We start from the raw sequence: 24,982 nt of genomic DNA, 5'->3' as shown, positions 1-24,982 counted from the left end.
GCGCTTCGCGCTGCCACCTCCCCATGGCTACGCCACAGGGAGGAATTCCGCGTCCGCAACCGGCCGGATCCGGACGACGCGATCAGAAGCTCGTTACCCCCGCAATTTCCCGGCCATGCCGATGATGTCGTCGAGCGGATTGCCGTCGCCGTCCATGTCGAGCATCTTGCCAAGGCCGCCCAGCCCGCCGCCCGACGCACCCGCGCCGCCAAGCACCCCGCCCAGCATCCCGCCGAGCCCGCCCGACGATCCGCCGCCGCCCAAGGCGCCGCCGATCAGGTCGCCGAGCCCGCCGGACCCGCCCTGTTGGCCCTGACCACCCTGCTTCGCCATATAGCCCGCGACCATCATCGCGAGGATCGGCAGCATCTGCTTGAGCAGGCCCGCGCTGATCCCCGTCTGCCCTGCCGCATGGTCGGCGACCGAGCGGCTGACGTCCTTCGCCCCGAAAATCTGGCCGAGCACTTCATTGCCCGGCTCGATCGGGGTCGGCTGTGAGCCCAGCACCGAGTCGAGCAGTCGGCCGCCGCCGAGCTGGCCGAGCAGTGCGCCAAGACCTTCGATCCCGCCGCCACCCTGTGCCTGCTTCTTGAAGCCGCCGAGGATCGCGGGAAGCAGCGCCTCGGCGCCCTGCTGCGCCACGCCGGGCGGAACCCCCAGTTCCTTCGCCATCGATTCGATGCCACCGGCTTGCGCCAATATGTCGGCCAGATTCATATCCAGTCTCCCACTTCGGCACGCGATCCAGCCATGCCGATGGGCGGCAGCATAGCGCCGTCGGCCGGCCAGGAGGAGTCGTTCATTTCGCTGTCATTTACAAATGCATAGGTCCATTCTGCGGCCCAGCGACTCGCCCCGGTCGGGATAGCCGCGCATCTTAGTGGGAGTGAAAAGATGAGCATTTTCGGCAAGATCAAGGACGCGATCTTCGGCAAGAAGGCCGAGGCTGCAGAACCCGCCGCCCCGTCGGCATCGGCAAGCGCGATCGGCGCCGCGGTCGGCGCCGCGACGAGCGCGATGGCTGCCGCGGCCGAAACCTCCGCCGCAATCAGCGAGGTCGACGTCGAGGCAATTCTGTCCGGCGAGGCCGCGAAGGCAGGCCAGGATCTCAACTGGCGCACCTCGATCGTCGATTTGATGAAGCTGCTCGGCATCGATTCGAGCCTCGCCAACCGCAAGGAGCTGGCGACCGAGCTCGGCTACACCGGGGCGCTCGACGGCAGCGCGGAAATGAACATCTGGCTGCACAAGGCGGTGATGCGCGAACTCGCCGCGAACGGAGGCAAGGTGCCCGCCGACCTCACCGACTGACGGACGGTCCACAAATTTCGACGGGGGTCGGGAGAGCGCAGGTTTTCCCGGCCCCTTTTCATTGACCGGCGCGAGCCGCCGCCTAGACAGGTTTCAACAGCAACAAAGTCGCCCGAGGGAGCCTGTTCGTGTCCGATATTCTTTCCACCGCCGTCAGCCGCCGCCAGACGCTCGCCACGCTCGGCGTGGGTGCAGCGGGCCTGGCGATCGCGCATCCGGTCGCCGCGCTGCAGGCGCCGGAGCATGGCGAGGCGCAAAAGCTCCTCGATTCGATCGCCGACAATCTCCTCGCCCTCTCGCCCGAGGGCGCGACCGGGCTTGGCATCGACACCGGCGCGCGTGCCGCGATGCGCGGGCAGCTCGGCGACCGGTCGGCGGCGGGACAACAGAAGATCGCCGACACGCTGAAGGCCGACGTCGCGCGTATCCGTGCGTTCAAGACCGACGGGCTCGACCATGCGACGCGCACCAGCCTCGCGGTCGTCGACAGCGCCTACAGCGTCGCGATCGACGGCTTTGCGCAGCCCTATGGCGACGTCGCGGTCGGCGGCTGGCGCAACACGCCCTATGTCGTGATCCAAAATGTCGGCGCCTATCTGGACATTCCGAAATTCCTCGACAGCGACCATCCGGTCAAGAGCGCCGCCGATGCCGAGGCTTATCTCGCCCGCCTCAACGCCTTTCCGGGGGTGCTGGACGGCGAGACCGAACGCCTCAAAGCCGCAGGCGGACAAGGGCTCATCGCCCCTGCCTTTCTGATCGACAAGGCGGTCATGCAGCTCGAAGCGACGCTCGCCGACGCGAAAGCTGGCGGCGGGATGGTCGAGAGCCTCGTCACCCGCGCCGCGGCGGCGAAGATCGCCGGCGACTGGGCCGCGCGGTCGTCGAAGATCGTGCAGGGTCCGGTCGCCGCCGCGCTCGAACGCCAGCTCGCCGAGTTGAAGGCGCAGCGACCGAAGGCGACGATGGACGCCGGCATGTGGGCGCGGCCGCACGGCGACGAATTCTACGCCTGGGCGCTTCGCGCCTCGACAACGACGCGGATGACGCCCGACGAGGTCCATGCGATGGGCCGCGAACAGCTCGCCGACCTGCACGGCCGGATGGACCCGATCCTCAAGAAGCTCGGCTACACCAACGGCTCGGTCGGCGACCGGATGAACGAACTCGCCAAGGATCCGCGCTTCAAATTCCCCGACAATGATCAGGGCCGCGCCGAGATCGTCGCCTATATCCAGACCTGGCTCGGCAAGATCCGCGCGCAATTGCCACGCGCCTTCCGCACGCTGGTGAAGGGCAATGTCGAGGTGAAGCGGCTCCCGCTCGCCGAGGAACCTGGCGCGCCAGCGGCCTATGGCGGCGCGGGGTCGATCGACGGCAGCATCCCCGGCCGGTTCTGGATCAACCTGCGCACCACCGATCTGCACAGCAAATATTCGCTGCCCGATTTGACGATGCACGAGGCGATCCCCGGCCATGCGTGGCAGGGAGAATATGCGCATTCGATGCCGCTCATCCGCACGATGCTGGCGTTCAACGCCTATTCGGAAGGCTGGGCGCTCTATGCCGAACAGCTCGCCGACGAACTCGGCCTCTACGACGATTTCGAGGTCGGGCGGCTCGGCTATCTTCAGTCGCTCGCCTTCCGCGCCTGCCGCCTCGTCGTCGACACCGGCATCCACGCCAAGCGCTGGACGCGCGAGCAGGGGGTCGAATTCTTCGTCAGGGAAAACGGCTCGAACCCGCTCGAGGTCGCGAGCGAAGTCGACCGCTATTGCAGCTGGGTCGGCCAGGCGTGCGGCTACAAGGTCGGGCACAGCGAGATCGTCCGCCAGCGCGGCCGGGCACAGACCGCACTGGGGACAAAATACGACCTCCGCGATTTCGACGATACGGTGGTCAAGGGCGGCAATGTCCCGCTCGACGTCCTCGCGAAGAATGTCGACGAATATATCGCGGGAGCGAAGGGCTAGTATCGTGTGTCCCCGCAAAGGCGGGGACCCATCTCCCAAGGTTCAAAATTGCGCCGACCGGAGATGGGCTCCCGCCTTCGCGGGAGCACACCGCCTTATTTATGCGCCACAGGCAAAGGCATCCGATCGGGTTCGACGAACCCGCGCCGCGCCGGGACCGAAAAAAGCAGCTCGCGGCTGTAGAAGCGCAGCGGCCAGTCGCGACGGCCGACGTCGGACAGCAGCATCGCGTTGACACGCTCGACAAGGCTCGTTGCGGTGGTCTCCGATAGGAAGAGCCGCACGCCCGCGACATAGGCTCGCGTGATGCTGTCGTGATAGCCCTGCGTATCGTCGTTGACGCCGCCGACGCTCTCGTTGAAGCGGCGGATGATGCCGCCAATCTCGGCATCGACGTCGATATCGGGGCGCTCGCTCAGCAGCCACAGGCAGGCGCCGAGATGCGCCTCGTGCGTCCAGGCTTCGCGCGGCAGCGCACAGGCGAGCAGGCCTTCGCCAAGCGCGCGGATTTCGGAATCGCGCTCGAACAGGCGCGGCGAAAATTCGGTGGTCATCTGTCCGGTCCTTCCGGGTGATGGAGCACCCGGAAGATCTCCGGGCTGATTATGCTGCGACGGCCGCCTGCGGCGCGGCCTGACGGACGCCCTCGTCGACATGCTCCGCAAATTGGGCGAAATTGTCGATGAATTGCCCGACCAGCGTTTGCGCGGTGCGGTCATAGGCTGCCTTGTCGGCCCAGGCTTCGCGCGGGTCGAGCAGCCCGCTGTCGACGCCCGGCACCGCGACCGGCACCATGAAGCCGAAATTCGGGTCCTTGCGGAATTCGGCGTCGTTGAGGCTGCCGTCGAGCGCGGCGTTGAGCAGCGCGCGCGTCGCCTTGATCGGCATGCGCTTGATGCCGTCCATCGTCGCCATGCCGCCGGTCCAGCCGGTGTTGACCAGCCAGCACTGCACCCCGCCCTTGGCGATGCGTTCCTTGAGGAGGTTGCCGTACACCGACGGGTGGCGCGGCATGAAGGGCGCGCCGAAGCAGGTCGAGAAGGTTGCCTCGGGCTCGGTCACGCCGATCTCGGTCCCCGCGACGCGCGCGGTATAGCCCGAGAGGAAGTGATACATGGCCTGGTCGGGGGTCAGCTTCGCGATCGGGGGCAGCACGCCATAGGCGTCGGCGGTCAGCATGATGATGTTGGTCGGGACCGGACCCATATTCTTTTCCGAAGTGTTCGGAATGAAATCGATCGGATACGAGCCGCGGCTGTTCTCGGCGAGGCTCGCATCGTCGAAATCGAGTTCGCGCGTTTCCGGGTCCATCACGACATTCTCGAGCACCGTGCCGAAGCGCTTCGTCGTCGCGAAAATCTCGGGCTCGGCCTCGGGCGAGAGGCGGATCATCTTGGCATAGCAGCCGCCCTCGAAATTGAAGACCGCGGTGTCCGACCAGCCATGCTCGTCGTCGCCGATCAGCGTGCGCGATGCGTCGGCCGACAAGGTCGTCTTGCCCGTGCCCGACAGGCCGAAGAAGACCGCCGTATCGCCATTCGGACCGATGTTCGCCGAGCAGTGCATCGGCATGACGCCCTTCACGGGCAGCAGATAGTTGAGGATGCCGAACACCGACTTCTTCATCTCGCCGGCGTACTGCGTGCCGCCGATCAGGATCAGCTTTTCGGTGAAGTTGACCGCGATCACCGTCTCGGTGCGCGTGCCGTGCTTGGCGGGGTCGGCGCGGAAGCTCGGCAGGTCGATGATCGTATATTCGGCCGCGAACGCCGCCAGCTCCGCCGCGGTGGGGCGGCAGAGCAGGGTGCGGATGAACTGGCTGTGCCAGGCGAATTCGGTGATGACCTGCACGCCGACGCGATGCTCGGGCTGCGAGCCGCCGAACAGCTGCTGACGATAAAGGCGCGGGCGCTCGGCGAGGTGCGCAAGGAAATCGGCCTTCAGCGCCGCAAAATGCTCGGGGGTCATCGGGACGTTGGTCTTGCCCCACCAGATGGTGCCCCGCGTCTCGTCGTCCTGGACGATGAACTTGTCCTTGGCGCTGCGCCCGGTGTGCTTGCCGGTCTGGACGACCAGCGGGCCGTCCTTGGCGAGCAGGCCCTCGCCGCCGCGGATTGCTTCCTCGATCAACGCCGAGGTTCCAAGGTTCTCGGCTACGTCGGCCTTCGTGTCGACGGTGTCGGCGCCGATTGCAAGCTTCGTCATTTTCTTCGCCTCTCCTCTGTCCCGACCGCACCTTTGCATAGGTATGCAGCACATGCCATGCGAGAGCGATGGGCCCGCATGACCATGGGGTGCCGACGGATACGTCGATTCTGAAATCCCGGCCGCGTTAGCGATGATGAGGGCCGAGGTCAAAAGATTAAAGGGTAAATGACCGTCCGGTCGGGCCCGGTTGTCGCTCGGCCGCTTATCGGCTAATCGCTCGTTGGTCCGCCCAATGGAAAGAGCATGACGGCAACCATCGCGCTGGTCGACGACGACCGCAACATCCTGCAATCGCTCTCGATCGCCCTCCAAGCCGAAGGGTTCGTCACGCGCGTCTATTCGGATGGCGAGGCGGCGCTGAAGCCGCTGATCGACAACCCGCCCGACCTCGCCGTCTTCGATGTCAAGATGCCGCGCATGGACGGGCTCGAACTGCTCCGTCGGCTGCGCGAGAAAAGCCAGCTTCCCGTCATCTTCCTGACCAGCAAGGACGACGAGATCGACGAGGCGCTCGGCCTCGCGATGGGCGCCGACGATTATATCGCCAAGCCCTTCTCGCAGCGGCTGGTGATCGCGCGCATCCGCGCGATCCTGCGCCGCGTCGAGCTCAACCGCGCGGCGCCGAGCGAGGATGAGGAACCCGTCGCCGATCCGATCAGCCGCGGCCGACTGACGATGGACCCCGCGCGCCACAAGGTGAGCTGGGACGGCAAGGACGTCACCCTGACCGTCACCGAATTCCTGATCCTGGAGACGCTGGCGTCGCGCCCCGGCATCGTGCGCAGCCGCAACCAGTTGATGGACGCGGCCTATCAGGACGATGTCTATATCGACGACCGCACGATCGACAGCCACATCAAGCGGCTGCGCCGGAAATTCCGCGAGGTCGACCCCGAATTCGACGCCATCGCGACCCTGTACGGAGCGGGCTACCGCTTTTCCGATGACGGCTGACAGCAAGCGACCCGAGGGCAGCCTTGCCGAGCAGGAAGAGGCGCCGCTCGTCTGGTCGGCGCGCTGGTCGCTGACGACGCGCATCCTTGCGGTCAACATCCTTGCGATCATCCTGTTCGGCGGCGGCTTCTTCTATCTCGACACCTATCGCACCCGCCTTGTCGATACCCGCATGGACGTGATGGCCGACCAGCTCGCGCAGCTCGACGAGGCGCTCGAGGCAGCCCGCCCCGACCAGCGCCAGCGCCTGATCGACAGCTTCACCCGCGCGACCGAATCGCGGCTGCGCTTCTATGCGCCCGGCGGCGCCAAGCTGTCGGACAGTTTCACGAGCGGTCCGCCGACCTACACGCTGCGCGACCCCGATCTCCAGCCATGGAAGCGCGATGCCGCGCGCGCGATGGATCGCGGCATCGACTGGATCGTCGGCGCGCCGACCTATCCCGATTTCGAGGAGCCGCGAACCGATGTGGGCGGGGCCTGGCCCGAAGTCGTCGAAGCCTTCCGCACCGGCAAGGCGAGCAGCCGCTTCCGCTACGCCCCCGAACGCACTCCGCTGCTCAGCGCGGCGCGCGTCGTCGACCTCGAAACGCCCGAGGTGATGATGATGACGCTCAACGCGCGCGACATCACGCGCACCGTCCGCGCCGAGCGCCTGCGGCTCGCGATCGTCGTTTCGATGGTGCTGATCACCTCGGTTCTTCTCTCGCTGTTCCTTGCGCGCACGATCGTCCGCCCCTTGCGCCGGCTCGCGCGGGCTGCCGTGCGCGTTCGCCTCGGCCGCGCGCGCGAGGTCGTCGTGCCGCGCCTGCCCAGCCGCCGCGACGAGATCGGCACGCTCGCGCGCGCGCTGAGCGACATGACGCAGGCGCTGCGCGAACGCATCGACGCGGGCGAGCATTTCGCGGCCGACGTGACGCACGAGCTCAAGAATCCGATCGCGTCGGTCCGCTCGGCGATCGAGGGGCTGGGGCGCGTCACGACCGACGCGCAGCGCGAGCAATTGCTCGCCATCGCCGACGAGGACGTCCGCCGCCTCGACCGGCTCGTCACCGACATCAGCGATGCGAGCCGCATCGACGCGCAGCTCTCGCGCACCCTGTTCGAGCCGATCGACATCGGATTGATGATCGAATCGATGCTCGCGGGCCGCGCCGCGCGCGCCGGGAACGGGCCGAACCCGCGCATCGCCTTCGCCCGCCCGCGCAAGGGCACGACGACGGTGATGGGCGACGGCCACCGCCTCGAACGGGCGATCGACAATGTCATCGACAACGCGATCAGCTTCTCCCCCGATGCGGGCCTCGTCTGCATCGCGGCGACGCGGCTCGGCGACGAGGTGCATATCCGCGTCGACGACGACGGCCCGGGCATCGACCCCGACCAGCGCGAGGCCATCTTTCGCCGATTTCACAGCGAAAGGCCGCGCGACGAAGCGTTCGGCAAGCACAGCGGGCTGGGGCTGGCGATTGCCCGGACGATCATCGAGGGGCATCAGGGAACGATTTCCGCGCGCGACCGCGACGACGGCAAGCGCGGCGCGAGCCTGCTGATCACCCTGCCCGCGCGCGAACGATCGGAAGAGCAGGGTTAACGCTCGCCGCCCCATCTTCCTTGCAGCGGCGTAACATCGCCGTTAAGCCCCGGTGATGTTCCCGAGCAGGACCAAGCCCGAGATCCAGAATATCCACGCCAGCTGCGTCGCGGCGGGCAGTGGCGGCGTGCTGATCCTCGGCAATTCGGGGCAGGGCAAGTCCGACCTCGCGCTGCGCTTGATCGACAAGGGAGCGCGGCTGGTCGCCGACGACCGCTGCGACATCTGGTACGACCGCGACCGGCTGTGGTGCCGCCCGCCCGAGGAGCTGGCCGGCAAGCTCGAGGTACGCGGGATCGGCATTGTCGAAAAGCCTTGGACCGCGCCGGTGCCCCTGGCACTCGCGGTGCGCCTCAGCGACCGTTACGACCGGATGCCGGCGGTGGGTCAGGTCGAGATGGTCGCCGGTCACCCGCTTCCCGCGCTGCTGCTCTCGGCCTTCGAAGCCTCGGCTCCGATCAAGATCCTGCTCGCGCTGGAACGGCTGGCTCCCGAGCGATGACCGCGGCCGCCGCAGAGCCGCGCCTGCTCCTCGTCACGGGACTCTCGGGCGCGGGCAAGTCGACCGCGCTCAAGGTGCTGGAGGATCTGGGCTGGGAGGTCGTCGACAATCTGCCGCTCGCGCTGCTCGATGCGCTGATCGAGGCGCCGGCGAAGCGCAGCGAGGCGAACCGGCCGATCGCGGTCGGCATTGACAGCCGCAGCCGCGGCTTTCGGCCCGCGCTGCTTGTCAAACAGATCAAGGAATTGCGCCAGAACGGCGGCCGCGATGTCCAGACCTTGTTCCTCGATTGCGCGGGCGCCGAACTCGAACGCCGCTTCTCCGAAACCCGCCGCCGCCATCCGATGGCCGAGGATCGCCCCGCCGCCGACGGCATCGCGCGCGAACGCGAGATGATGGAGCCGCTCCGCCGCTGGGCCGAGCATGTCGTCGACACCACCAACTACAGCAGCAACGACCTGCAACAGGAGGTCCGCCAGCGGTTCGGCGACACCGAAGAGGGCGCGCCGGTCCTCAATGTGCTGAGCTTCGGCTTCGCGCGCGGTTTGCCGCGCAACGCCGATCTGGTTTTCGACATGCGCTATCTGCGCAATCCGCACTGGGATCCGACGCTCAAGCCTGGCACCGGACTCGACGCCGATGTCGCGGCCTATGTGATGGCCGATCCCGCCTATGCGGACAGCGTCGCGCAGATCGAAAGGCTGATCCTGACGCTGCTGCCGCGCTATCGCGCCGAGGGCAAAAGCTATGTCACCATCGCTTTCGGCTGCACTGGCGGACGCCACCGGTCGGTCCATGTCGCATCGCGTGTTGCCCAAACGCTACGCGAGTCCGGTTATGAGCCAGTGCTGACCCACCGCAATCTTGACTCGGCGCCGCAAGATGGGCTTGAGGGCAAGCCCCCGCCCGCAGCTCCCGCGGCCGGCGGCGACAGATAAGGGTCTCGCATTTCATGCCCACCGACAAAGCACTGCCGCTCCTCGGGATGGTCCTTGTGACCCACGGCCGGCTGGCCGAGGAAATGGTGACCGCGATGGAGCATGTCGTCGGCCCGCAGCGCGCGATCGCCACCGTCTGCATCGGTCCCAACGACAATATGGAGATGCGCCGCAAGGAAATCGCCGACGCGATTCGCACCGTCGATGAGGGGCGCGGCGTGATCATGCTGACCGACCTGTTCGGCGGCACCCCGTCGAACCTCGCGATCAGCCTGCTGGAGAGCGGCCGGACCGAGGTGATCGCGGGCGTCAACCTGCCGATGCTGATCCGGCTCGAAAGCGCGCGCAAGACGATGGACCTGCGCGCTGCGGTTACCGCAGCGAGAGAAGCGGGCCAGAAATATATCTCCGTCGCATCGGAGATGCTGGGAGTGGGACCATGAGCGAAGCCAGCGAGACGGTCGAGATCACCAACCAGCGGGGACTCCACGCACGCGCGAGCGCCAAGTTCGTGACCTTCGTCAGCCGCCTGCCCGACACCGTTTCGGTCGAGGTCGAAAAGGGCGGATCGCGGGTCAACGGCACCTCTATCATGGGGCTGATGATGCTTGGCGCCGCGAAGGGCGACCGCATCACGATTCACACCCGCGGCGACGGCGCCGATGCCGCGCTGCTGAAGCTCGTCGGGCTGGTCAAGGACAGCTTCGGCGAGGATTGATCCCATGGCGACCGGTCGCCGCAGCCGCATCGAAAGCCTTTCCAACCCGCTGGTCAAGCGGATGCGCCTGCTGCGCGAAAAGCGGCACCGGCGCGCCGAGGGGCTGTTCCTGGCCGAGGGGCTGCGCATCGCGACCGAGGCACGCGAGGCGGGCGTGCTGCCGCAATGGCTGTTTCTGGCCAATGAGGGCGCGGGTCATCCGCTGGCGCAGACGCTGGTCGAGGCGACGCTGGCGGGCGGCGGCGAGGTGATCGACACCGCGCCCGCGATCCTCTCCAAACTGTCGGGCAAGGACAATGCGCAGACGATCGTCGGCATCTATGCCGAACCGAAAACCGCGCTGGCCGACCTCGACCGCAGCGCTGCGCCGATCTGGCTCGTCGCCGAGCGGCTGCGCGATCCGGGCAATCTCGGCACGATGCTGCGCACCGGCGATGCGGTCGGTGCAGGCGGGCTGATCCTGCTCGATGAGTCGACCGATCCCTATGCGGTCGAGGCGGTGCGCGCCAGCATGGGGGCGATTTTCACCCAGCGCCTTGTGCAGGCCCGCTGGGAGGAATTCCTGCCCTGGCTGCGCAGCGGTCCCGGCCAGTTGGTGGCGACCTGGCTCGGCGACGATACGCGGGATTATCAGGCGGTGCGCTATGCGGCCCCGACCTTCATCCTGATCGGCAATGAATCGCAGGGAATGCCCGAAGCCTATGCCGCAGCCGCCGACGTGCGCGTGAAGATGCCGATGATGGGCAAGGCCGACAGCCTGAACGCCGCCGTTGCGGCGGCGGTCATGGCCTATGAGGTGCTGAACCAGCGGCGACCGAGTTAGCGCCGGTTCATCGGCGCGACATCGGATGCCGCATAGAAGCATTGCTCGAGAAACATCGTCACCCTGAACGTGTTTCAGGGCCCATGTTCTGACGCCGGCGTGGAACGAAAAGGCGGGCCATGGATGCTGAAACGAGTTCAGCATGACGAGTGGAGGAGACGATCCATGCTTCGATATGCGCCCCTGGCCATGTTGGCCCTCGCCGCCTGCGCACCCGCCGCTCAGCCGCCGCAGGGTCCGAAACCCGCCGCCTATTTCGCGCTCGGCACCGAGCCCGGCTGGACGCTCGAGATCACCCCCGAACAGCTGAACTACAACGGCGACTATGGCGAGACGAAGATCGCCGTCGCCAACCCCGGCGCGCGGCCGTCGTTCAACGGCGAACGCTATGTCACCGACCGACTGACGGTCGACGTCACGCACGCACCATGCAGCGACGGGATGAGCGACCGCCGCTATCGCGACACGGTGACCGTCACCGCCGGCGGCAAGACGGTGAAGGGCTGCGGCGGCGACGTGCTGCCGCCCGGCGAGCTTGCAGGGACGAGCTGGACCTTCGTGTCGATCGGCGGCGCGCCGGTCGCGGGCGACCGCGCGACCTCGCTGCAATTCGACGGCGCGCGCCTCAGCGGCAGCGCGGGATGCAATCGCTTCTCGGGCAGCTACAGGATCGAGGGCAGCACGCTGACCGCCGGGCCGCTGATGGCGACGAAAATGGCGTGTCCCGGTGCGGGTATGATGCAGGAAAGCGCCTTCTTCGCGCTGATGCGCGGTCCGGTCAGCCTCGGCTTCCCGAGCGACGGCACGCTCGAAATCACCGCAGCCGATGGTCAGAAGGCAGTGCTGAAGCGGGTGATTTGAACCATCCCCCACGCTCTCACCACGTCACCCCGGCGAACGCGAATATCCAGCTTCTTCCTTCTTTGCGTTCTTTGCGCCTTTGCGTGAGATAAATTTGGATCACGCAAAGGCGCAAAGACCGCAAAGGGTCTTCGGTCTGCCGCTTGTGCTCGCTCGCAGACAATGCACGAAGTTGGATTCCCGCCTTCGCGGGGACGGCGGATGTGGGTTATTCCCCATCGTTGACCGCCGCCGGGGCGCTCGTCAGTTTGGCGCTCGGCCGGATTGCAGACTCGATCATAGGCGGCGTTTCGAGTGACTTGCCGCCAGTATCGATGTTCAGGCTTTCGAATTTTTTGGCGCTCGAAATGACCTGCCGATCAAGGCTGCCAAGAAAATCATTATATGCCGACGAAGCGCGCTGGAGATTTTGGCCGACCTTCGCAACATGCTCCCCCATCTTATACAGCCGGGCGTGGAGTTCCTTGCCAAGGTCTGCAATCTCTCGAGCCTGTCCCATTAATTTTTCCTGCCGCCACATTCCAGCCATGACCTTTGCGAGCGCAAGCATGTTGATGGTCGAAGCGATAATCACACCGTTTCTAAAGGCGCCCTCAATAAGGTCCGGGGCGCGTTCCGCAGCGGCAGATAGAAAATGCTCGCCAGGCACGAACATCACCACAAAGTCCGGCGATTTCTCGAACTGCTGCCAATAGCCTTTGCGGCCAAGATCAGCAGCATAGGTTCTCAGTGCATTGGCATGCTGCAGCAACAAATGGGCCCGCTTGGTTTCGTCATCCTCGTCGTAAGCGGCCTCGAAGTGCACCAGGGGGCACTTGACGTCGATCACAATGCAACGGTCGCCCGGCAAATTTATGATGCAATCGGGCCGAAGCTGGCGCTCGCCGTCATTAACGGAGGTTTGCAGTGCAAAATCGATATTCTCGGCCAAGCCGGCCGATTCCAGGATCGTGAGAAGTTGCTGTTCGCCCCAACGTCCACGCGCCTTCGGGCTTGAGGTCATAACGTTCGCGAGTCGGGACGCCTCTTTGCGAACGACGTCATTGCTTAAAGCAAGATCGGAGATCGCTTTGTTCAACTCGGCATAGCTCCCAACCCGCGCCTTTTCGATCGCTCCCAGCTTCTCATCATATTGCTTGAGGCTATCCGTGACCGGCTGCAGCAGCTTCGCAATCTTTTGCTCCGCCATATCTTCGCTCTGCTTAAAGCGATCGGCGGCCCGTGACAGAAAATCCTGCTGCGCCTTATCCAGCATCGTCTGCCCGACCTCGCGGAATTGCGCGGTGAGCGCCGTCTGCGCGTCGCGAAGCTGCGCGATCTGCGCCTCGTGAGCCTCGTCGCGCACCTTCTGTTCGGCAAGCAGTGCGGAAAGTCGAATGTCCGCCGCCTTGCGCGCCTCGGCTTCCGCAGCAAGGTCGGTCACCGCCGCCCTGAATCGCTCGGACAATCCATCGCGCTCGGCCTTGAGCACCCCCGCCTGCCGCCCGGCAAGCAGCCAGCCGATCAGGCCGCCGAGACAGAGAGCGGCAAGGGCGATAGCGAGCGCGGTGACATCCATGCGCGGAACATAGATCGAACACCGCACCTCTGGCTAGCGCTAAAATCCCCTCAGAGGAGATCGCTCGCGACGTCGAGTTCGCGCACGCGGCGCTTCTGCCGCGCCGCATCGACGAGCCGGCGCAGTTCTTCGCGCCGTTCGGCCGCACGGTCGATATGCGGCATCACGAGTGCGCCCTCGCGCGTCGTCTCGTCGGACGAATCGATGCTGATCGTCCCGATCCCCGCCCATTGGTTGATCAGCGTGAAGTCCATGCGGACGTCCTTCACCCGATAGAGCTCGATCTCGTCGACGCTCTTGACGAAAATCCCCTTGCGCAGGATCAGCCGGTCCTCGGTGAGCTCATAGGTCATGTCGAGGTTGCGGATCCTCTGGACGAGGATGATCAGGAGGCCAACCCCGACGAGACAGAGCAACAGGGTCAGCCAGCCGACGAGCGTGCCGCGCAGCCAGCCCCAGGTCGAGGAACGGAAGCGATCGATAACTTCGGGCACGGGCACCTCCCCAATGAACAGATTGGCCTAAACGATCAGATTGGCAACAACATAGCGCGCGATCAGCAGCGACAGGATCGCGATACTCGCGCGCCGCCCTTTCACCCACATCGCCGCGACGACCAGCGCGACGAAAAGCAGCGTCATCCCGAGCGGAAATGGCCGGAACAGTAACCGCGACAGGTCGGGATGATTGAGGAAATAGGCGAGTTGCGCGCCCAGCAGCACAAGCAGCAGGCCGAATACCAGGCGGCGCACGCGAAAATAATGGGTGTCCAGATTGGCGAACCCCTCGGGATGCGAGGGAAAGACGAGTCGCGCCGCAAGAAAATAGAGGCCGGCGAAAGCCACCACCGCCATCAGCGCGGCCGACGACACGACGACATCCGCTTTCACGCGCCATGCCGAGGCCCAGAACGACAGCAGGTCGAGCATCACGAACACCGCGAGGAGCGGCGTCAGCGACCCGATCGCGAACCGCCCCTTCTCGGCCTCCGCCGCGAACCGCGCCTCGAGCGCGCGCCCGAGCCCGCCGAGCAGCTCGACCATCGAGAGGCCGAGAAGCAGGCTGTAGAGCGCGAAGACGAACTCGAAATCGCTCACGCCCCCGCTCCCCACTCGGCCGGCAGGATCGCGCGATAGGATTCGGCATCGGGCGCGCCACCGACAAGGCGGCCCTGCGTCAAAAGCCAATAGTGCCGGACGATCTCGGCCTGCTGCTCCAGCCCGTAACGTTCGAGCGGCCAGCCGGGTTTGAGGCTGTAATCATAGGTCGCGAACGGATGCCGCATCAGCACCAGATACCAGCGGCCGCGCCGCTGCGCCTGCCAGACATGCGTCATCTCGTGAAGGAACAACCCCTTCGCCGCCAGTTCCGCCTCGCGCCCGCCGGCCGGGCATGAGAAATCGTCGCAATAGACACTGCCTTTCGGGTGGAAGTGCAAATCGCCCATCGGCGCCATCACGATGCGGCGCGGCTGGAAGAATATCCACTTATAGTGGCGCACGCGAACGCGCGCATAGTCGATCGCTTCGCCGAACACGGTCCGGGCGAGTGCGATCTCGCCGGTCGTGAGAGGTCGCGACGGCCGCGGCATCAAAACCCCGTCATTGCCAAGAGCCCCGGACCTGATCCGGGGCGCCGCGGCAATCCAGCGTGTCCGTTAAACCGCGTCGGATTGCTTCGCTTCGCTCGCAATGACGAAGCGTCAGAACGCACGCTTACTTCTTTTCCGGGTCCGGCGCCTTGTCGGCGTCCATCGCGCCATGGCCCATCTTGCTGTGGTCCATCGCCGCCTCGCCGCCGGTGTCGGCTCCGGCAGCCTGCTTGATCGGCAGGTCGAAGAGGATGCGCTCATTGTTGTTGTTGGTGAACACGAAGGCCATCGGCAGCTTGCCCGCGCGCACGGCGGCCGGATTGATGTTCCAGATCATCAGATGCTTGCCGCCGGGCTTGAACTCCAGCTTGCCTTCGGCGGGCACATCCGCGCTCATCAGCGGCTTCATCGTCACGACACCATTTTCCTTGACGCTCTCGTGCATTTCGACGCGCTGCGCCAGGTCGGCGGTCACCGCCATCAGTTGCACGTCGCGCGGCCCCCCGGTGACGGTGAAATATCCAACCGCCGGACGGTCGGGCGTCGCGCCCATCTGGATATAGCCGCCGACCACATTGAGCTGCGGTCCGGCGCCCAGATTCTCCTTGCACCCGGCCAGCGTGAAGGCGGCGGCGGCAAGGGCTGCACCGATCAATGCGCGGCGTGCGAAGGGCTTCATCGTTCTGGGACTCCCGAAATGCGTCAATTTTCATCGTCCAGATAAGCCGTCAAAGCCCTTGTGCCAAGCTAAAGCGCACCTATATCGCCCCCAACATTTCCATGTGAGGCGTGCCTTTTGAGGGCGCCCAAAAAGCAACAAGGACGTTGATAATATGGCCAAAGTGATCGGGATCGACCTCGGCACCACGAACAGCTGCGTCGCGGTGATGGAAGGCGGCAAGCCCAAGGTTATCGAAAATGTCGAGGGGACGCGCACGACGCCGTCGATCGTCGCCTTCGCAAAGGACGGCGAGCGCCTCATCGGCCAGCCGGCAAAGCGCCAGGCCGTCACCAACCCCGAGAACACGATTTTTGCGGTGAAGCGCCTGATCGGCCGCCGCTTCGACGACCCCATGACCAAGAAGGACATGGAGCTCGTCCCCTATACCATCGTCAAGGGCACCAACGGCGACGCGTGGGTCAAGGCAGGCGGCGAGGATTATTCGCCGTCGCAGATCAGCGCCTATATCCTCCAGAAGATGAAGGAAACGGCCGAGGCCTATCTCGGTGAAAAGGTCGAGCAGGCGGTGATCACCGTCCCCGCCTACTTCAACGACGCGCAGCGCCAGGCGACCAAGGACGCCGGCAAGATCGCTGGCCTCGAAGTGCTGCGCATCATCAACGAGCCGACCGCGGCGGCGCTCGCCTATGGCCTCGACAAGACCGAGAACAAGACGATCGCGGTCTATGACCTTGGCGGCGGCACCTTCGACATCTCGATTCTCGAAGTCGGCGACGGCGTGTTCGAGGTGAAGTCGACCAACGGCGACACCTTCCTCGGCGGCGAGGATTTCGACAGCAAGCTCGTCGAATATCTCGCCGACACCTTCAAGAAGGACGAGGGCATCGACCTGCGTTCGGACAAGCTCGCGCTGCAGCGGCTGAAGGAAGCCGCCGAAAAGGCGAAGATCGAACTGTCGTCGGCCGCGACGACCGAGGTCAATCTGCCCTTCATCACCGCCGATGCCAACGGGCCGAAGCACCTGGTGAAAACGATCACCCGCGCCGACCTCGAAAAGCTCGTCGAGGATCTGATCAAGCGCACGCTCGAGCCCTGCAAGAAGGCGATCAAGGACGCCGGCGTGTCGGCGAGCGAGATCGACGAAGTCGTGCTCGTCGGCGGTATGACGCGCATGCCGCGCGTCCGCGACGTCGTGAAGGACTTCTTCGGCAAGGAACCGCACACCGGTGTGAACCCCGACGAAGTCGTCGCGATCGGCGCCGCGATCCAGGCGGGCGTGCTGCAGGGCGACGTCAAGGACGTGCTGCTGCTCGACGTGACCCCGCTGTCGCTCGGCATCGAGACGCTGGGCGGCGTGTTCACGCGCATGATCGACCGCAACACCACCATCCCGACCAAGAAGTCGCAGGTCTATTCGACCGCCGACGACAACCAGTCGGCGGTGACGATCCGCGTGTTCCAGGGCGAGCGCGAAATGGCCGCCGACAACAAGCTGCTCGGCCAGTTCGACCTCGTCGGCATCCCGCCGGCGCCGCGCGGCGTGCCGCAGATCGAGGTGACCTTCGACATCGACGCCAACGGCATCGTGTCGGTCCACGCCAAGGACAAGGGCACCGGCAAGGAACAGCAGATCAAGATCCAGGCCTCGGGCGGGCTCAGCGACGCGGACATCGAACAGATGGTCAAGGACGCCGAACAGTTCGCCGAAGAGGACAAGAAGCGCCGCGAGGCGGCCGAGGCGAAGAACAACGCCGAAAGCCTGATCCACACGACCGAACGCCAGCTCGAAGAACACGCCGACAAGGTCGACCCCGGCCTCAAGGGTGAGATCGAGGCGGCGATCGCCGAAGCCAAGACCGCCGTCGAAGGCGGCGACCCCGCCGCGATGACCGAAAAGGCGCAGGCGCTCGCGCAGGTCGCGATGAAGCTGGGCCAGGCGATCTACGAGAAGGAACAGCAGGCCGCGGCGTCGCCCGCCGCCGACGCGGGCGAGAAGAAGGCCGACGAAGATGTCGTCGATGCCGAATTCTCGGAAGTCGAAGACGACAAGAAGTAAGCAGGAAACTCTCCCCGCCGCGTCCCCTGGGCGCGGCGGGGATGAGGGGGTCAGAGAATGTCGCTCGACATCGATTATTACGAATTGCTCGAAGTCGAGCGCAACGCCGACGACAAGACGCTGAAGTCGGCGTACCGCAAGCTCGCGATGCAATATCACCCCGACAAGAATCCGGGGTGCAGCGACAGCGAAGCGCGGTTCAAGGCGATCAACGAAGCCTATGACTGCCTGAAGGACCCGCAGAAGCGCGCCGCCTATGACCGGTTCGGCAAGGCGGCGTTCCAGAATGGCGGGCCCGGCGGCGGCTTCGGCGGCAATGCCTCCGATTTCGGCGACATCGGCGACATTTTCGAATCGATTTTCGGCTCGGCCTTTGGCGGCGGCGGGCGGCAGCAGCGCGGTCCCGCCCGCGGCGCCGACCTGCGTTACGACATGGAGATCAAGCTCGAGGACGCCTTCACCGGCGTGACGCGCGAAATCCAGGTCGACGTCGCCGCACGCTGCGAGGCATGCGACGGCTCGGGCGCGAAACCCGGCACTTCGACGCACCGCTGCTCGACCTGCGCCGGCCACGGCAAGGTTCGCGCGCAGCAGGGTTTCTTCATGGTCGAACGCACCTGCCCGACCTGTCAGGGCGCGGGCGAGGTCATCGCCGACCCCTGCAATACATGCCATGGCGAAGGCCGGGTCGACCGGCGCAAGACGCTGACCGTCACCATCCCGCCGGGGGTCGACGAGGGGACGCGGATCCGCCTGTCGGGCGAAGGCGAGAGCGGCGCGCGCGGCGCGGCGCCGGGCGACCTCTACATCTTCCTCCACATGGCGCGGCACAAGGTCTTCGAGCGCGAGGGAACGACGCTGTTCACGCGCGCGCCGATCAGCTTCACCACCGCAGCGCTCGGCGGGTCGATCCCCATCCCCGGGCTCGACGGCAAGAAGCACGAGATCGCCATTCCCGCGGGCATCCAGTCGGGCAAGCAGCTTCGCCAGCGCGGCGCGGGGATGCCCGTCCTCAACGGCCGCGGCACCGGCGACCTCGTCGTCCAGATCGACGTCGAGACGCCGACCAAGCTCACCGCGCGGCAGAAGGAACTGCTCTGCGAGTTTCGCGAGACCGAAACCGGCGAGGAATGCCCCGCGAGCCACGGCTTTTTCGGTCGCATCAGGGAAATGTGGGACGATCTGACGGATTGATATCCGTTAGTCCCACCCCGTCATTGCGAGCGAAGCGAAGCAATGTCCAGCCGTCGCGCTTGACCGGCGACAACTGGCGATTGCTTCGTCGCTCCGCTCCTCGCAATGACGGGGAGCTTACCCGATCTCCCCCCTGATCTCCTCGATCAACGCCCCGACGCGCGGCAACCGCTCTTCCTCTTCGTCGAGGATCGCATGGAACGCCCGCCGCTTGATCGCCCTCAGTTGCTCCGCGCTCAAGGCGCCCGCGACGCTGCTCGCAACGATATCGACCAGCCGGTCGGCGCCGTGGAGCCGCCCCCACAGATAGTCGTTCTCGCGATACGCGCGGCTGAAGAAGGCGCCGAAGCTGTTGAACTCGATCCCCTTCAGCATCGCCCCCGCGCCGCCGCTGCGGATCGCGGTCGCGTCGGACGGCGAGATGCGGTCGACCTTGATCGGATCGAACTCGTCGAACCCCTCGCCCTGGAGCAGCGGCAGGGTCGCGATGTCGTAAAAGGGGTAGCCGAGGTAGGCGAGCAGCATCTTGCGCCGGTCGTCCTTGGGGAGCTGCGCGAGCCCCGCGGCGACCAGATTGTCGGCCTCGGCATCGGCGCCGATCAGGTCGCGGCGCGCGCCGATCGCGTCGATCCACACCGCCGCATCGGCGTCGGCGGACACGTCGATTTCGGCCAGCCAGTCGTCGCCCTCGCGCTCCAGATATTGGCCGAGCGCGGCATAGATCGCATCGCGCATCGCGTCGCACGCGGGATCGCGCACCTCGCGCTTCGCCTCGACGACACGATCGAGCTCGCGCGCGAGAAAGCGCAGACGGCGGATGCGGAACCCCAGATCATGGGTGCGGAAAAACACCACGGCATCGTCGCTCGCGCCCAGCCCGCGCCGCCCCGACAGCCGGTCGAGCCCGCGCGCCCTCACCTCGTCCCACAGCGCATTGCGGCGATTGCGCCGGTGAATGTCGCCCGCGGGCGGCGCCAGCCGGTCGACGGTGCCGACCAGTTCCTCGACCACCGCCGACAGCTTGAGATGCCCATAGGGCGCATAAGCGAAGCCTGACCGCGCCGCCGCCTGGTCCTGCGCCTTCGCGCGCCATTTCTGCAGCCGCGCCGGGGTCGGCGTATCGAGGAAGAAGGTGGTGCCGAACAGCGCCGCGACCTGTTCCTCGACCTCGACCTTCATCGCGTCGATGATATACTGCATCCGCCGGATGCGCCGCGACATGCCCTCGATCGCCTCGACATTGTCGCGGATCGGCTGCTCGCGCGGGATTTCGGACAGCGCGCCAAGGATCGTCGACAGGAATCCGGGAAGCTTCTTCTCCTCCCCCGCCGTTCCTTCGCCCGGCTTGCCGAAGCTGATCGAGCGATAATCGGGCTTGGGATCGATATAGACGAAGCGCCGGTCGATCTCGCGCCGCGCCGGCCGCTGCTTGAGCGCCGCGATCGCGGGGCGGAAGGGCGCGTTGGCGAGCACCGATCCGTCGATCAGCACCCGGTCGGCGGGATCGGCCTCACCGCCCGGCGGAAGCTGCGCGCGGATAAAGGCGTCGCGGCCGGGCCATGCGATCCCGCGCTGGTCCAGCACCCGGTCGAGCTCGCGCAAGGTGAAGGGTGGAAAAGCGCCCGGAAAGCTCGCGGTCGCGCGCGCCGCCGCGGCGAGCGCGGGAACGTCGTCCAGTCCGTCGGGCGCCTTCGGATCCTGCCGGAAATGGATCACCAGCCGGTGCTCCTGCTCGGTGACGCGCGGCGGGCTGTTGAGTGACAGCGGCGTGCTATGCCCCGCGAAATCGGTGACCGAGACGAACAGGTCGACCGGCTGCCCCGCGGGCACCAGCGACGGCCCGACCGGCCCCTCGTCCATCGCATCGAACGCATCGAGCAGCAGGTTCGAGAAAGTCTCGCCGCCAAAGGGCGGCTCGAACCAGCGCGCACGCACGAGGCGCGACAGTTTGGCGCGCACCTCCTCCTGCGCGCCCTCGCCCACCGTGCGGTCGATGACATTGCCGCGCCGCTTCATCGCCCAGCCCGCGATCGGCACCGCCCAGAATTTGGTCGCCGCCGACAGCGGCCGCGCGTCGGGGTCGAGCAGATAATCGACATCGGCATCCTTCAGCCACAGATCGGTCAGCGGATCGAGCGACTGGCCCGTCGCGATCGCGCGCGCGAGGAAGATGCCATTGATGCCGCCCGCGCTCGCCCCCGCGACGATGTCGGCCATGACCCGCAGCCTGACCCCGCCGCGCTCGCCGAGCGCGGCGAGCAGCTCGCCATAGACGCGCCCCGAACCCTGTTGTGGCCGCCCCTCATGAAAGGCGCGCGACGCCGCGGCGAGCCGCCAGATCTCTTTGGTGATGCCGTGCATATAGACGGCGAGGCTGATGCCGCCGTAGCAAATCAGGGCGAAGCGCAGTTCCTTTTCCCGCATCGCGTCGACGATAGCGCGCTTTGGGGGGCGCCGTCACCTATCCAGACGGAATGATCCACATCGGGCGTCGGCCGCCATCGCCGCAGCCAGCATGACGAGATTTGAAAGGCTGGGATCCACCCCAGGGCAGGCACCGGTCATCAGGCCGCCAGATGTTTTGCCAGCATCGTCAGTCCGCGCCGCAATCCATCCCGGTCGATGGCGCCGCCCAGCGAGACGCGTAACGCGCGAACATTGCTGTCGCACGCCGCAAAACTGCTGGCCGGGATGGCCATCATCCCCGCCTCGCGCAGTGCGCGCGCGGCTTTCGCCATGGCGCGCTCATCGGGCAGCGGAACCCACAGATGATATCCGCACCGATGCGCGGCATACCGTCCCGCCGGTAGCGCGTCCGCCGCGATCGCCTGGCGCGCCGCCGCCTCGGTCCGTGTCTCGCCGATCAGCCGGTCGTAACTGCCGTCCTCCAGCCAACGCGTCGCCAGCGCAGCCTCCAGCGGCGGCGGCATCACATTCGCGTCATGCACCTCGGCCGCGAGCGCCAGCGCGTCAGCGACCGACGGCGTGCGGACATGCGCGACGCGGAGCGCGGGCGAGATCGTCTTGGACAGGCTGGCGACATACCAGCCGAGTTCGGGCGCAAAGCTCGACAGCGGCGCGATCGGCGTTTCGGCAAGCTGGCCATAGGCATCGTCCTCGATGATCCGGACGCCATGCCGCCGCGCCACCCGCGCCAGCGCCGCACGTTCGTCGGCGGCGATCGTCACGGTCGTCGGATTGTCGTTTGTCGGCACCACATAGAGCGCCGCCACCTTCGTCGTCCGGCACAGCGCCTCCAGCGCATCGGCCTCGACGCACGCGAGCGGCGCCAGCCGCAGCCCCGCGCGCCGCGCCAGCGCGAGAAAACCGGGATAGACATGCGTGCCGCATGCCACGACATCGCCGCGCTCCAGCGTCGCGCCGATGATCGCGTGGAGCGCGTTCTGCGCCCCTGCGGTGACGACGACCTGGCCGGCGTCGCTCGCCAGCCCCATGCGGCCGAAAATCTCCGCTCCCGCCGCACGGTCGGCTTCGCGGCCGCCCGCAGGGGCATAGTGCAGCCGCCCGCCCGCGCCCGGTGCACGCAGCAGCGCACTTGCCGTGCGCTCCCACGTCGCGAGCAACGTTCCGCCTTCGACCTCGGGCGGCATGTTCATTCCGGTGTCGCGCGGCGGCGGCCCCGCTGCGATCGCATCCTGCGGCAGCACGAAGCTCCCCGCCCGCCCGCGCGCACCGATCAGCCCGGCGCTTCGCGCCTGCTCATACGCCTTGGTAACGGTGGTAAGGTCGATTCCCAGCCGCGCCGCAAGGTCGCGCTGCGGCGGCAGGCGGTCGCCGCTGCGCAGCGCACCGGTCTCGACCGCGTTCGCGATCGCATCGGCAATCACGACATATTTGGCGCCGCGCGTCCGCGTCAGGTCGGGTATCCAGCCGTCAGCCATCGGCGTCGATCATCTCTCCCTTGGCGCGCGCATTGAGCTGCGCCCACAGCGCGCCGGTGCCCGCCTCCTGCGCCCTGTTCACATATTGCGACGCGACGAGCCAGCCCTTGATCGGCTGCAGCACGGCAAGACACGGGATGACCATCAGCGGCGCCGAGGTGATCAGATGGATCCACCACGGCGGGTTGAAGGCGACCTCGAACCACACGACGAGGAACAACAGCGGGAAAGCGATGAAGCAGAGCGAGAAAAACGCCGGACCGTCATCGGGCGCCGCGAAATCATAGTCGAGCCCGCAGTGGGGGCAGCGGTCCTGCACCTTCAGCCAGCGCCGGAACATCCGGCCCTCGCCGCAATGCGGGCAAAGGCCGTGGAGCCCGGTCCGGTAGACCCACAGCCATTTTTCGCGGCCTTCCAGTTCGCCAGTCATCGACTCATATCCTAGATCACCATACATAATGCCATACATAATGACGCACATGACAAATGTCGAGGGGCGGACTAGTTCGGGGGGCATGAGCGACGCGAAAATCTTCATCAGCGCGAACGAACTGCTCGCCGATTCGCTGCGGCTCGGGATGCAGGTCATCGACAGCGGCTTTCGCCCGACGCATCTCGTCGGCATCTGGCGCGGCGGCGCGCCGGTCGGGATCGCGGTGCAGGAGTTGCTCGACTATCACGGCCACCACTGCGACCATATCGCGATCCGCACCTCCTCCTATAAGGGCATCGACGATCAGGATCCGCACGTCCGCGTCTTTGCCCTTGGCTACCTCATCGACACGCTGAACCCCGACGACCGGCTGCTGATCATCGACGATGTGTTCGACAGCGGCCGCAGCATCCGCGCCTTCATCGCCGAACTGAAAGCGCGCTGCCGCAACAATATGCCACGCGACATCCGCATCGCGACGGTGTGGTTCAAACCGCGCCGCAACGTCACCGGCCTCCACCCCGACTATTTCGTCCACGAAACCGACCAGTGGCTGATCTTCCCGCACGAGATCGACGGGCTGACGGTCGAGGAAATCCGCCGTCACAAGCCCGAGGCGGCGATCATCCTGCGCGACGAGGACATGCCCAATGGCTGACGGTTTCGCCTCGCGCGAGGAACGCGCCGCCTTCATCGCGGGCGTGCCGAAGGCCGAACTGCATCTGCATATCGAGGGGTCGCTCGAGCCCGAGCTGATGTTCGAGCTGGCGCAGCGCAACAATGTCGCCATTCCCTTCGCCAGCGTCGAAGAGGTCCGCGCCGCCTACGCCTTTTCGAACCTCCAGGATTTCCTCGACATCTATTATCAGGGGATGGGTGTCCTCCACACCGAGCAGGATTTCCACGACCTCACCGCCGCCTATTGCGCGCGCGCCGACGCCGACAACGTCCGCCACATCGAAATCTTCTTCGACCCCCAGGGCCACACGTCACGCGGCGTCGCCTTCGCGACGGTCATCGCCGGCATCACCCGCGCGCTCGACGATGCCCGGACGACCTACGGCATGACCTCGAAGCTCATCCTGTGCTTCCTTCGCCACCTCAGCGAGGCCGACGCCGAGGCGACGCTCGACGAAGCGCTGCCCTATCTGGACCGGATCGCCGGCGTCGGCCTCGATTCCTCCGAGGTCGGTCATCCGCCCTCGAAATTCGAGCGCGTGTTTGCGCGCGCCAGGGGGCTGGGCCTCAAGATCGTCGCCCACGCCGGCGAAGAGGGGCCGCCCGCCTACGTCCACGAAGCGCTCGACCTGCTGAAGGTCGATCGCATCGACCACGGCAACCGCAGCCTTGAGGATCCCGCACTGGTCAGGCGCCTCGCGGGCGAGGGCATGACCCTCACCGTCTGCCCGCTTTCGAACCTCAAGCTCTGCGTCGTCGGCGACATCGCCGATCATCCGCTCAAGACCATGCTCGACGCCGGTCTTCACGCGACCGTCAACAGCGACGACCCCAGCTATTTCGGCGGCTATGTGAATGCCAATTACCTCGCCGTCGCCGACGCGCTCGACCTGTCAAGGGCCGACCTCGTGGCGCTCGCGCGCAACAGCTTCACCGGATCGTTCCTGAGCGACGCCGAGAAGGCACGGCACCTTGCCGCGATAGACGCCTACGCCTGACGCGAGCA

General features: G+C 66.2%; 25 protein-coding genes. 14 read left to right on the top strand and 11 right to left on the bottom strand.

Annotated elements, in window-relative coordinates:
• Positions 1 to 93: 93 nt before the first annotated feature.
• A complete protein-coding gene (locus J1N50_RS03015) occupies positions 94 to 717 on the bottom strand; it encodes a DUF937 domain-containing protein (protein WP_215350245.1) in 624 nt (207 codons plus the stop codon).
• A gap of 177 nt (positions 718 to 894) precedes the next feature.
• Between J1N50_RS03015 and J1N50_RS03010 the strand changes: the two genes are divergently transcribed.
• On the top strand, positions 895 to 1,311 hold the full coding sequence (locus J1N50_RS03010; protein WP_215350243.1) for a DUF3597 domain-containing protein: 417 nt from the start codon (positions 895 to 897) through the stop codon (positions 1,309 to 1,311).
• Positions 1,312 to 1,439: 128 nt separating this feature from the next.
• A complete protein-coding gene (locus tag J1N50_RS03005) occupies positions 1,440 to 3,284 on the top strand; it encodes a DUF885 domain-containing protein (RefSeq protein ID WP_215350241.1) in 1,845 nt (614 codons plus the stop codon).
• A gap of 95 nt (positions 3,285 to 3,379) precedes the next feature.
• Here the strand turns inward: J1N50_RS03005 and J1N50_RS03000 are convergent, their stop codons facing one another.
• Together J1N50_RS03000 and J1N50_RS02995 are read right to left on the bottom strand one after the other, a co-directional pair.
• Complete coding sequence (locus J1N50_RS03000) at positions 3,380 to 3,838, bottom strand: hypothetical protein (protein ID WP_215350239.1); 459 nt, start codon at positions 3,836 to 3,838, stop codon at positions 3,380 to 3,382.
• 49 nt (positions 3,839 to 3,887) lie between these two features.
• Complete coding sequence (locus tag J1N50_RS02995) at positions 3,888 to 5,489, bottom strand: phosphoenolpyruvate carboxykinase (protein WP_215350237.1); 1,602 nt, start codon at positions 5,487 to 5,489, stop codon at positions 3,888 to 3,890.
• A gap of 246 nt (positions 5,490 to 5,735) precedes the next feature.
• Between J1N50_RS02995 and J1N50_RS02990 the strand changes: the two genes are divergently transcribed.
• The 8 genes from J1N50_RS02990 (at position 5,736) to J1N50_RS02955 (ending at position 11,882) form a co-directional block, all read left to right on the top strand.
• A complete protein-coding gene (locus J1N50_RS02990) occupies positions 5,736 to 6,446 on the top strand; it encodes a response regulator transcription factor (protein ID WP_215350235.1) in 711 nt (236 codons plus the stop codon).
• The gene (locus J1N50_RS02985; protein WP_215350233.1) at positions 6,436 to 8,040 is read left to right on the top strand and encodes a sensor histidine kinase; all 1,605 of its coding nucleotides are present in this window, start codon (positions 6,436 to 6,438) and stop codon (positions 8,038 to 8,040) included. Before J1N50_RS02990 ends, J1N50_RS02985 begins: the two co-directional genes overlap by 11 nt.
• Positions 8,041 to 8,095: 55 nt before the next feature.
• Positions 8,096 to 8,542, top strand: a complete 447-nt coding sequence (locus tag J1N50_RS02980) for an HPr kinase/phosphorylase (protein WP_215350231.1) — start codon at positions 8,096 to 8,098, stop codon at positions 8,540 to 8,542.
• The gene (rapZ, locus tag J1N50_RS02975) at positions 8,539 to 9,480 is read left to right on the top strand and encodes an RNase adapter RapZ (RefSeq protein WP_215350229.1); all 942 of its coding nucleotides are present in this window, start codon (positions 8,539 to 8,541) and stop codon (positions 9,478 to 9,480) included. Before J1N50_RS02980 ends, rapZ begins: the two co-directional genes overlap by 4 nt.
• Positions 9,481 to 9,494: 14 nt before the next feature.
• Positions 9,495 to 9,923 (top strand): PTS sugar transporter subunit IIA, encoded by a 429-nt coding sequence (locus tag J1N50_RS02970; protein WP_215350227.1) that lies wholly within the window; start codon positions 9,495 to 9,497, stop codon positions 9,921 to 9,923.
• Positions 9,920 to 10,198, top strand: a complete 279-nt coding sequence (locus tag J1N50_RS02965) for an HPr family phosphocarrier protein (protein WP_215350225.1) — start codon at positions 9,920 to 9,922, stop codon at positions 10,196 to 10,198. Before J1N50_RS02970 ends, J1N50_RS02965 begins: the two co-directional genes overlap by 4 nt.
• Before the next feature lie 4 nt (positions 10,199 to 10,202).
• On the top strand, positions 10,203 to 11,021 hold the full coding sequence (locus J1N50_RS02960; RefSeq protein WP_215350223.1) for a TrmH family RNA methyltransferase: 819 nt from the start codon (positions 10,203 to 10,205) through the stop codon (positions 11,019 to 11,021).
• Between the two features lie 189 nt (positions 11,022 to 11,210).
• A complete protein-coding gene (locus tag J1N50_RS02955) occupies positions 11,211 to 11,882 on the top strand; it encodes an META domain-containing protein (RefSeq protein WP_246553012.1) in 672 nt (223 codons plus the stop codon).
• Between the two features lie 208 nt (positions 11,883 to 12,090).
• Here the strand turns inward: J1N50_RS02955 and J1N50_RS02950 are convergent, their stop codons facing one another.
• From J1N50_RS02950 to J1N50_RS02930, 5 genes are all read right to left on the bottom strand, one after another.
• A complete protein-coding gene (locus J1N50_RS02950; RefSeq protein ID WP_215350218.1) occupies positions 12,091 to 13,440 on the bottom strand; it encodes a DNA recombination protein RmuC in 1,350 nt (449 codons plus the stop codon).
• A gap of 50 nt (positions 13,441 to 13,490) precedes the next feature.
• The gene (locus J1N50_RS02945; protein WP_215350216.1) at positions 13,491 to 13,934 is read right to left on the bottom strand and encodes a PH domain-containing protein; all 444 of its coding nucleotides are present in this window, start codon (positions 13,932 to 13,934) and stop codon (positions 13,491 to 13,493) included.
• A gap of 27 nt (positions 13,935 to 13,961) precedes the next feature.
• Entirely contained in the window at positions 13,962 to 14,537 is a 576-nt protein-coding gene (locus tag J1N50_RS02940; protein ID WP_215350214.1) for a hypothetical protein, read from the bottom strand.
• Positions 14,534 to 15,031: a vgr related protein gene (locus J1N50_RS02935; protein WP_215350212.1), complete on the bottom strand. Its 498-nt coding sequence runs from the start codon at positions 15,029 to 15,031 to the stop codon at positions 14,534 to 14,536. Before J1N50_RS02935 ends, J1N50_RS02940 begins: the two co-directional genes overlap by 4 nt.
• Before the next feature lie 124 nt (positions 15,032 to 15,155).
• Positions 15,156 to 15,710, bottom strand: coding sequence for a copper chaperone PCu(A)C (locus J1N50_RS02930; RefSeq protein WP_215350210.1), 555 nt, complete (start codon positions 15,708 to 15,710; stop codon positions 15,156 to 15,158).
• Between the two features lie 154 nt (positions 15,711 to 15,864).
• Here J1N50_RS02930 and dnaK point away from each other — a divergent pair, with 154 nt between their 5' ends.
• On the top strand, positions 15,865 to 17,769 hold the full coding sequence (gene dnaK, locus J1N50_RS02925; RefSeq protein ID WP_215350208.1) for a molecular chaperone DnaK: 1,905 nt from the start codon (positions 15,865 to 15,867) through the stop codon (positions 17,767 to 17,769).
• A 57-nt stretch (positions 17,770 to 17,826) separates the two neighbouring features.
• Positions 17,827 to 18,963, top strand: a complete 1,137-nt coding sequence (gene dnaJ, locus J1N50_RS02920) for a molecular chaperone DnaJ (RefSeq protein WP_215350206.1) — start codon at positions 17,827 to 17,829, stop codon at positions 18,961 to 18,963.
• Between the two features lie 117 nt (positions 18,964 to 19,080).
• Here the strand turns inward: dnaJ and J1N50_RS02915 are convergent, their stop codons facing one another.
• The 3 genes from J1N50_RS02915 to J1N50_RS02905 form a co-directional block, all read right to left on the bottom strand.
• Positions 19,081 to 21,387 (bottom strand): patatin-like protein, encoded by a 2,307-nt coding sequence (locus J1N50_RS02915; RefSeq protein ID WP_215350204.1) that lies wholly within the window; start codon positions 21,385 to 21,387, stop codon positions 19,081 to 19,083.
• 140 nt (positions 21,388 to 21,527) lie between these two features.
• Complete coding sequence (locus J1N50_RS02910; protein ID WP_215350202.1) at positions 21,528 to 22,865, bottom strand: aminotransferase-like domain-containing protein; 1,338 nt, start codon at positions 22,863 to 22,865, stop codon at positions 21,528 to 21,530.
• Positions 22,858 to 23,295 (bottom strand): DUF983 domain-containing protein, encoded by a 438-nt coding sequence (locus J1N50_RS02905; protein ID WP_215350200.1) that lies wholly within the window; start codon positions 23,293 to 23,295, stop codon positions 22,858 to 22,860. Before J1N50_RS02905 ends, J1N50_RS02910 begins: the two co-directional genes overlap by 8 nt.
• Before the next feature lie 85 nt (positions 23,296 to 23,380).
• Between J1N50_RS02905 and J1N50_RS02900 the strand changes: the two genes are divergently transcribed.
• Entirely contained in the window at positions 23,381 to 23,956 is a 576-nt protein-coding gene (locus J1N50_RS02900; RefSeq protein WP_215350198.1) for a phosphoribosyltransferase, read from the top strand.
• Complete coding sequence (locus tag J1N50_RS02895) at positions 23,949 to 24,974, top strand: adenosine deaminase (RefSeq protein WP_215350196.1); 1,026 nt, start codon at positions 23,949 to 23,951, stop codon at positions 24,972 to 24,974. The genes J1N50_RS02900 and J1N50_RS02895 overlap by 8 nt, the downstream gene beginning before the upstream one ends.
• Positions 24,975 to 24,982: the final 8 nt, after the last annotated feature.

The organism is Sphingopyxis soli (assembly GCF_018682675.1).
Classification (GTDB): domain Bacteria; phylum Pseudomonadota; class Alphaproteobacteria; order Sphingomonadales; family Sphingomonadaceae; genus Sphingopyxis; species Sphingopyxis soli.
This window is presented reverse-complemented; position numbering and strand designations above follow the sequence as displayed.

Coding starts and splice junctions, on each gene's coding strand:
- J1N50_RS02935 (WP_215350212.1), bottom strand. CDS start 15,031: ATGCCGCGGCCGTCGCGACCTCTCACGACCGGCGAGATCGCACTCGCC.
- J1N50_RS02965 (WP_215350225.1), top strand. CDS start 9,920: ATGAGCGAAGCCAGCGAGACGGTCGAGATCACCAACCAGCGGGGACTC.
- dnaK (WP_215350208.1), top strand. CDS start 15,865: ATGGCCAAAGTGATCGGGATCGACCTCGGCACCACGAACAGCTGCGTC.
- J1N50_RS02990 (WP_215350235.1), top strand. CDS start 5,736: ATGACGGCAACCATCGCGCTGGTCGACGACGACCGCAACATCCTGCAA.
- J1N50_RS02905 (WP_215350200.1), bottom strand. CDS start 23,295: ATGACTGGCGAACTGGAAGGCCGCGAAAAATGGCTGTGGGTCTACCGG.
- J1N50_RS02960 (WP_215350223.1), top strand. CDS start 10,203: ATGGCGACCGGTCGCCGCAGCCGCATCGAAAGCCTTTCCAACCCGCTG.
- J1N50_RS03010 (WP_215350243.1), top strand. CDS start 895: ATGAGCATTTTCGGCAAGATCAAGGACGCGATCTTCGGCAAGAAGGCC.
- J1N50_RS02900 (WP_215350198.1), top strand. CDS start 23,381: ATGAGCGACGCGAAAATCTTCATCAGCGCGAACGAACTGCTCGCCGAT.
- J1N50_RS03000 (WP_215350239.1), bottom strand. CDS start 3,838: ATGACCACCGAATTTTCGCCGCGCCTGTTCGAGCGCGATTCCGAAATC.
- rapZ (WP_215350229.1), top strand. CDS start 8,539: ATGACCGCGGCCGCCGCAGAGCCGCGCCTGCTCCTCGTCACGGGACTC.
- J1N50_RS02995 (WP_215350237.1), bottom strand. CDS start 5,489: ATGACGAAGCTTGCAATCGGCGCCGACACCGTCGACACGAAGGCCGAC.
- J1N50_RS02985 (WP_215350233.1), top strand. CDS start 6,436: ATGACGGCTGACAGCAAGCGACCCGAGGGCAGCCTTGCCGAGCAGGAA.
- J1N50_RS02915 (WP_215350204.1), bottom strand. CDS start 21,387: ATGCGGGAAAAGGAACTGCGCTTCGCCCTGATTTGCTACGGCGGCATC.
- J1N50_RS02910 (WP_215350202.1), bottom strand. CDS start 22,865: ATGGCTGACGGCTGGATACCCGACCTGACGCGGACGCGCGGCGCCAAA.
- J1N50_RS02955 (WP_246553012.1), top strand. CDS start 11,211: ATGTTGGCCCTCGCCGCCTGCGCACCCGCCGCTCAGCCGCCGCAGGGT.
- J1N50_RS02980 (WP_215350231.1), top strand. CDS start 8,096: ATGTTCCCGAGCAGGACCAAGCCCGAGATCCAGAATATCCACGCCAGC.
- J1N50_RS02895 (WP_215350196.1), top strand. CDS start 23,949: ATGGCTGACGGTTTCGCCTCGCGCGAGGAACGCGCCGCCTTCATCGCG.
- J1N50_RS02930 (WP_215350210.1), bottom strand. CDS start 15,710: ATGAAGCCCTTCGCACGCCGCGCATTGATCGGTGCAGCCCTTGCCGCC.
- J1N50_RS03015 (WP_215350245.1), bottom strand. CDS start 717: ATGAATCTGGCCGACATATTGGCGCAAGCCGGTGGCATCGAATCGATG.
- J1N50_RS02950 (WP_215350218.1), bottom strand. CDS start 13,440: ATGGATGTCACCGCGCTCGCTATCGCCCTTGCCGCTCTCTGTCTCGGC.
- dnaJ (WP_215350206.1), top strand. CDS start 17,827: ATGTCGCTCGACATCGATTATTACGAATTGCTCGAAGTCGAGCGCAAC.
- J1N50_RS02970 (WP_215350227.1), top strand. CDS start 9,495: ATGCCCACCGACAAAGCACTGCCGCTCCTCGGGATGGTCCTTGTGACC.